Source organism: Proteiniborus sp. DW1 (assembly GCF_900095305.1).
GTDB lineage: Bacteria > Bacillota > Clostridia > Tissierellales > Proteiniboraceae > Proteiniborus.
The window spans coordinates 1-7,272 of the sequence record NZ_FMDO01000035.1 but is presented as its reverse complement, the minus strand read 5'-3'; the positions used below and the strand labels follow the sequence as shown (position 1 = coordinate 7,272).

Here is a 7,272-nt window from a genome sequence, read left to right as displayed (position 1 = left end):
AAAATGATTAGTATAAAATATATCTTCAGATTTGAAATAGACCTTCTTTGTATTGCTACTGCTAATATTGAGTTTATATATTAAATAGTTTAAGGATAAGAAACTAATGTATTCATCTAATTTACATTCGTCCAAGCAATCATTATAACAAAGTTCCATATTAATTGGAAACGGCGTAATATTACCAATAATATAGGAAGTTAAGCTATAGCTAAAGACTTCTCTTTTTATTGGATCTGATTGTTCATCAATATATTTTTTGAAAATATTTACTTCTTTAGGTAAGGAAGGCACAGTTTCAATATTAGAAAACATAATTGATTCTCCTTTCTATTAGTATTTTTTGAAGAAAGGAGAATAATTATATTAATTTATTTATGTTATTTATTGAAAACAATACATAATGATATCAAAAAAGGTTATTATATAAGTTGACAGAAATAGAATCTTTCCCATTATTTTTTAGAAAATAGGTTATTATTTTTCCTAATTTAGATATCCCAGAGTCAATTTCATCATTATGAATAGAAGCTATACTTAACCTAAAATGTCTGGTATCACGTTGCCAAACATCAAATAATGAACCTGGAGCTATTGCTATTTTATTTTTATAACACAGCTTATATAATTCATTAGCAGAATATCCAGATGGTAGCGAGAACCAAAAATTAAGTCCTCCTTCAGGTAAAATATATTTTATTTGCTTAGGCATATGTTTTTTTATGCTTTTTATAATTGTCTTATATCTTTCAGAGTAAGCAATGTTAACCTGTTCAATATGCTTTTGCCAAATTTTCTTCTCTAAGTACAAATGAAATGCTCTTTGTATTAGACTAGAGGTAGATATGTCTGATATATGCTTAGCAGATATTACTTCATTATATATAGTCTTTGGTATAATCATAAAAGCAAGTCTTAAACCAGGCATAAAAACCTTAGAAAAACTCTTTATATATATAACTTTATCAGCTGTATCAAGTGATTTTAAAGTGTTTCGTGGTTTATCTATAGAATGTAAGTCACTTAAATAGTCATCTTCAATAATATAAAAATTATACTTTTCAGCTAATTCTATTAACTTCTTCATCTTCGTAGTAGTATAGCAGTAACCAGTAGGGTTTTGAAAATTTGGCATTGTATAAATAAATTTGGGTTTAAAACTTCTTAACTTGTATTCTAGATCTATTAGGTCAATACCATCCTTATTTATAGGTATCTCTACTATTCTAGCAGACCTAGACTTAAATACAGCTATTGCACCTGTATAAGTAGGATTTTCAGTAAATACAACATTTCCATATTCAATTAAGGCCTTAGATAAAATATCTATTCCTTGCTGTGCTCCTGATATTATATGAACATTATCCTCGCAAGTTTTAATATTAAAATCTAATAAATAATTACATATGGCTTTTCTAAGATCTAAATATCCTTGACTCTCCAGGTAGGTAAAAGCTCTTCCTTTATCCCTATCTAAAACCTCATTTAAAACCAATTTAAAATCATCTATAGGAAACAAATCTGGCATAGGTGCAGTACTAGCAAAGTTAATTATTTTTTCACTATAGCTAGCATTTACATCTATATTAAAATTATCCATACTCATACTTGTTTCTTCATCAAGAATTTGCTTTTTTACTCCCTTATTTCTAATATCTTGAACAAATGTGCCACTTCCAATCTTTTTATATATAAATCCTTCTGCTTCCAGCTTATTATAAGCATTTACAATTGTACTATTATTCACATTAAGCTTGTCAGCAAGATATCTAATAGTTGGCAATTTTGTATGAGGCTTAATGTTGTATAGCTCAATTAATTTTTTTATCTCATCAAATAACTGAAGATACAAATGCTTAGTACTATTTTTATCAAGCCGAATATCATTAAATACTTCCACTTAAAATCCCCCATTTAGACTCAAGAAATATTTTTATTAAATACTATCTTATCATAGTTATAGTAATTTTCAAATTTATGATATCAGTAAATAAACCTAACTGATTGTTAGGTTTACTCATCACTTCCTCTTAAATAATTTTGTAAAGAATCCACTTTTAGATTCTTGTTCTTTTTTCAATTTATCTTTCAACTCAACTACCTGATAGGATTTCTCCTTAAGTTGCATCTTGAGCTTTATATTCTCGCAAATAAGAACATCCCTTTCATTACTATTAATCTCATTTCTTAACTCAGCTATCTCATCTTTAAGTTCATTTATTACTATTAAACTCTGATCAGCTTTTTCCATTAAAGCAGAACTTATTTCCTCTGTTATTAATTCTTTAAATATTTCATAAATTTCAGTAGCACTAGGAACAATATCAGTTTCTTTCTTAACTAAGTTAGTAACAGCCATCTCGCCATCAGTTACCACTAATTCAGGAGAATTGATAATTAATTTAATTTGTTTATTAGTAAATCCTTTCTCTTGTAATGCTTTTATATAATTATAAATCTCCAACTCTTTATATGTATAATACCTATGATTAGAGTTATTTCTTGGTATTTCTAATTCAAATTCTTTCTCATAATATCTAATAACATGAGGTTGATAGCCAGTTATTTCTGAAACTTCAGAGATAGTATATTCTTTTTCTGTATCATACATAAGTTCACCTCCTAAAAAATATACATGATAAATGAATTCTTCAAAAAAACAAAATCTCCTTTACTTATTTTGTATTTTTCGTAAAAAGTTTCCGATTTTTTCCAACATAATCTTTATTTATTTAATAAAATATAACTTATGATTACAAGATTCTACATCTATTGTAAAAAAATGCTTACCACAATTGGTAAGCATTTTTAAGTTAATTATTTAAGGATGCTTTCAGTCAAAAATGGGCGAATATTCACCCATTTAAAATTCTAGTTTTTTATTTATTATATTTAACAACAAAGATATACAATTATTAACATCATTTTTCGAAATTGTCTCACTAGGACTATGTACATACCTAGTTGGAACTGAAATTACTCCAGATGGTACCCCTTCTTTTGTAAGGTGAATAGCTCCTGAATCAGTTCCACCACGTTCTAGAACTTCCAGTTGATAAGGTATATTTTTATCCTTAGCTACTTTAACCATAAAGTCTTTTACTACAGGACTTACTAATATACTTTGATCTTTAACTTTTATTGCTGCTCCCTTATCTAACCCTACTGCAAATCGTTTTGCTTTAGGAGTGTCTCCAGAGCTTGTTATATCTATGGCAATACCGAAGTCTGGGTCTATGCTATAGGCGGAGGTTTTTGCGCCTCTTAATCCTACTTCTTCTTGGGAAGTAAAAACAAAATATATATCATTATTTGCTTCTTTTAACTCTTTTATAGTTTCTATTAATATATAACATCCTATCCTATCATCAAGACAGCCTGATATTACGTTGTTATCGTTCTCATAATACTGTGATGTGTATACACAAGAATCCCCTATACTTACTATTTTTTCTGCTTCTTCTTTTGATCTTGCCCCTATATCTATGTACATGTTTTCCAACTTAAGCTTACTTATATCTTCCATTGGCTCCATATAAATAACACCTATATTGCCATTCTTAAATATGACTCGTTGACCAAGAGAAACATAAGGTGATATACCGCCTATATTAGTAAATCTTAAGAATCCTTTTTCATCAATATCTGTAATCAATAGCCCAATTTGATCCATATGTGCTGCTAACATAACTTTACTGCCATTTCCTTTTTTTCTGGCAATAAGGTTTCCTAGTCTATCTGTTCTAATTTCATCAACATAGTCCTTGATTTCAGCTTTAATAATTTCAGCAATCTGCTGTTCATCTCCAGATGGCCCAAAAGCATTAACTAATTTTTTTAATAACTCACCATTAAAATTCATTATTAAAACCTCCCTTTTCTAGATTATCAATAAATAGATTCAAAAGCCTCTTAGCATTGTCATAATCACTTTTACTCATAACACTAATAGGTGAATGAATATATCTGCATGGCACTGATATAGTTGCAGTTATAGCTCCTTGCTTTGCTAGATGGATTTTCCCAGAATCATTGCCCCCAAAGGTAGTCCTTCTTAGCTGGTAAGGAATATCATTTTTCTTTGCGATATCAATAATCATTTTTCTTAAATCTTTATTAAATATAGTTGTTCTATCCATTATAGAAATAGCGGGTCCTTTCCCTAGCTCAGTAGCCTGTAAATGCTCTTCTAAACCAGGAACATCGGAACAAGTAGTTCCTTCAAGTATTATTCCAATATCAGGTTCTATATTATAAGCAGCAGGACCTGCCCCTACTAAGCCTATTTCCTCCATTACAGTAAATACACCGTATATTGAAAGCTTTCTATTTGTTTTTAGTAGATCTATCAATATATTACATCCTACTCTATCATCTAAAGCTTTTGCTTTTACTAAGTTATCTCCAAATTCAACATAATCACTTAAAAAAGATGCATACTCTCCAACTGTAACTAGCTTTTCTGCTTCTTCTTTACTGCTAGCGCCTATATCTATATATAATTCCTTATAGTCTAAAGCCTTTTTCCATTCTGTTTTCTTCTGCATATGAATAGGCTTAGAACCTATAACTCCATTTACTTTTTTATTGCCCACTAATACTGGCTTAGAAACTAATACTCTTTGGTCTATTCCACCTACACAAGTAAACTTTAGCAAACCACTATCTTCTATTTTTGTAATCATTAATCCCACTTCATCCATATGGGCAGCAATCATTAGTCTAGGGGTATCTATTTCTCCTTTTTTATATGCAATAATATTACCTATTCTATCTATATGAATATCGTCCACATAATCTTTTATTTCATTAATTATTATCTCTCTTACTTCTTTTTCATTTCCAGAAACTCCACGTGCCTCTGTAAGTCTTTTTAATAACATAATAACCCCTCCAAATTATCATGAGTTATATAGGAAATAAACCTAGCTAATAGCTTAGCAGATAATTTTATATCATTTATATTTATAGTTTCTATTGAAGTGTGCATATATCTTAGAGGTAGAGAAATTAACAAAGTTGGTATCCCACATCGAGTAATCTGCATTGCTCTAGCATCTGTTCCAGTAGGTCCTGGATCTATTTCAAATTGGTACGGAACATTATACTCTTTAGCAATTTCAACTAGTTTTTCTCTCAATCTTGGATGAATATTGCCACCGATTGTAATTCCTGGCCCTTTTCCCATATCTAATGTATATTCTTTTGGTATTTCTGGAGTTGCTCCAAATCCAACATCTATGGCAATCCCTATATCTGGATTAATTTTATATGTACTTGTAGTAGCCCCTCTTACACCCACTTCTTCTTGTACTGTTGAAGCAAAGTAAACATCTGCCTCATGTTTTAGATATCTTAACTCCTTAGCACATTCATACATAGTAACTACGCCAGCTCTATCATCTAGTGCCTTACCACTTACCCAATTTTCCCTAAGTTCAAGAAGGTTTCTTCTAATTGTTACAACATTACCTATTTCTACCAATCCCTTTAATTGCTCCTTTGAATAGCCTACATCAATAGTTAAATCTTCAACTTTCACTGCTTTTTCTCTTTCTGACTCGTCTTGTAAATGAGGAGGCTTAGCTCCAATAACACCAAATAAATCTTCCTTGCCATGTACAATTACTTCTTGTGCTAATAAAGTTCTTGGATCAATTCCACCTATTGTAGTGAATTTTATGAAGCCTTTGTCATCAATATCAGTAACCATTAGTCCTATTTCATCCATATGAGCTGCTAACATTATTTTGATGTTATTTAGATTGTTCTCTCCTTTTTTTACTGCAATTACATTTCCTAGTTTATCTCTTTCTATTTCATTTGTAAAATCTTTAAAAGCTTCAATAATTAAGTTAGATACTGCATGTTCATGTCCAGAGACCCCAGACTCTTCGCATAAAAGCCTTAAGAATTCTTTTGCTTGCAAATTAGTTCTCCTCCTCTTTTTTATTTATAGACATCACATTATTATATTGATTATAGATATAATAATATAACAGGCTAATTCAACGAATATTTTATAATCAACAAAAAAGATTTAATAACTTCTTTAGGTAAACTTTAGTAAAAATTTCAAAAAGCCCTTTTAATTTAATAGTACTTTATTAGAAGCTTTTCTTGTAAAAAAAGGTCTTTGCAGATTTTAAGTTATATCTTTCTGGCATTATTATTTGTTCTGTACTACCTACAAATAATATTCCATCATTACTCAAAGAATCATGAAATTTTTTATAAATATTAGCCTTGGCTTCCTCAGTAAAATAGATTAAAACATTCCTGCATAAAATTAGATTACAGTTATTAGGATATTTATCTCTAAGTAAATCAAGTCTATCAAATTTAACGCAATCTTTTATAGATTGATGTATCTTGAAACTTTTCCCAATCTTCTCAAAGTATTTATTCTTTAAGTCATTTGGAACATTTTGAATACTTTTTTCATTGTATATGCCTGTTTTGGCTTTTTCAATTGCTCCTAAATCTATATCAGTGGCAAGAATACTAATTTCTGATAGCTTGAAAAATCTTGTAAGTAACATTACAAGTGTATAAGGCTCTTCACCTGTAGAACAAGCACTACTCCATATATTTAATTTTTTATTACATGCAATTAAATCAGGTAATATCTCCTTTTCTAAAACACTCCATTGAGTTGGATTCCTAAAAAACTCTGAGACATTAATAGTTAAATAGTTAATGAACTCGTCAAAAAGCTTTTGATCACTTTTTAAACCATTAAAATAGTCATCAAAATCAGTAAACTTATTTCTAGTCACTAATGACTGAATTCTTCTTTTCATTTGCTTTTCTTTATAGCTTGACAAATCTATTCCTGTTAGTGAATAAACTTGTTTCTTGAAAACTTCATACTTGTCCATTATTTATCTCCTTTTCATTGACTGATATTACTTGTATATATTGTACCAATAAAAAAAGCCTGTGGCAATATACCACAGGTAACTATATAAAGGGGGTCTTGATGTATTTTGTGAGGTCAATATTATTTTCTACAGAAAATTAAAAAATATTCTATATAAAGAAAAAAAGAATGAGGTTTTTAGCCTCACTCTACTCATTTTCTTTTATAATATCCCCTATTGTAATCTCCTCATTATTGGAATATTCTATAGTTTCACTAGATTCACTAGTTGTAGCTTCTCTGATACTTAAGCTTATTTTTCTTTCTTCTTTATTCAAATCTAATATTTTTACTTTTACATTTTCACCAACACTTAGTTCTTCAGATGGTTTTGCAATATGCTTATCAGA

Annotated in this window: 8 protein-coding genes; all 8 read right to left on the bottom strand. The window is 29.4% G+C overall.

Translation table 11 applies throughout. The features are described from left to right. On the bottom strand, nucleotides 1-315 hold a 315-nt coding region (locus DW1_RS08930), incomplete at its 3' end, for a hypothetical protein (RefSeq protein ID WP_143474394.1). Nucleotides 316-409: 94 nt separating this feature from the next. Next, nucleotides 410-1,900, bottom strand: coding sequence for a MocR-like pyridoxine biosynthesis transcription factor PdxR (locus DW1_RS08925; protein ID WP_074350278.1), 1,491 nt, complete (start codon nucleotides 1,898-1,900; stop codon nucleotides 410-412). Nucleotides 1,901-2,020: 120 nt separating this feature from the next. Then, nucleotides 2,021-2,611, bottom strand: coding sequence for a MerR family transcriptional regulator (locus tag DW1_RS08920; RefSeq protein ID WP_074350277.1), 591 nt, complete (start codon nucleotides 2,609-2,611; stop codon nucleotides 2,021-2,023). 252 nt (nucleotides 2,612-2,863) lie between these two features. After that, nucleotides 2,864-3,862 carry a M42 family metallopeptidase gene (locus DW1_RS08915; protein WP_074350276.1) on the bottom strand — a complete coding sequence of 333 codons (999 nt, stop codon included), beginning with the start codon at nucleotides 3,860-3,862 and terminating at the stop codon, nucleotides 2,864-2,866. Continuing rightward, nucleotides 3,852-4,883 (bottom strand): M42 family metallopeptidase, encoded by a 1,032-nt coding sequence (locus DW1_RS08910; protein ID WP_074350275.1) that lies wholly within the window; start codon nucleotides 4,881-4,883, stop codon nucleotides 3,852-3,854. The genes DW1_RS08915 and DW1_RS08910 overlap by 11 nt, the downstream gene beginning before the upstream one ends. Then, on the bottom strand, nucleotides 4,874-5,929 hold the full coding sequence (locus DW1_RS08905; RefSeq protein ID WP_074350274.1) for a M42 family metallopeptidase: 1,056 nt from the start codon (nucleotides 5,927-5,929) through the stop codon (nucleotides 4,874-4,876). Before DW1_RS08905 ends, DW1_RS08910 begins: the two co-directional genes overlap by 10 nt. 178 nt (nucleotides 5,930-6,107) lie before the next feature. Next, complete coding sequence (locus DW1_RS08900; RefSeq protein WP_074350273.1) at nucleotides 6,108-6,881, bottom strand: CheR family methyltransferase; 774 nt, start codon at nucleotides 6,879-6,881, stop codon at nucleotides 6,108-6,110. Nucleotides 6,882-7,071: 190 nt separating this feature from the next. Continuing rightward, nucleotides 7,072-7,272, bottom strand: a 201-nt coding sequence (locus DW1_RS08895; protein WP_143474393.1) for a S1 RNA-binding domain-containing protein, incomplete at its 5' end; no start/stop codon positions are given.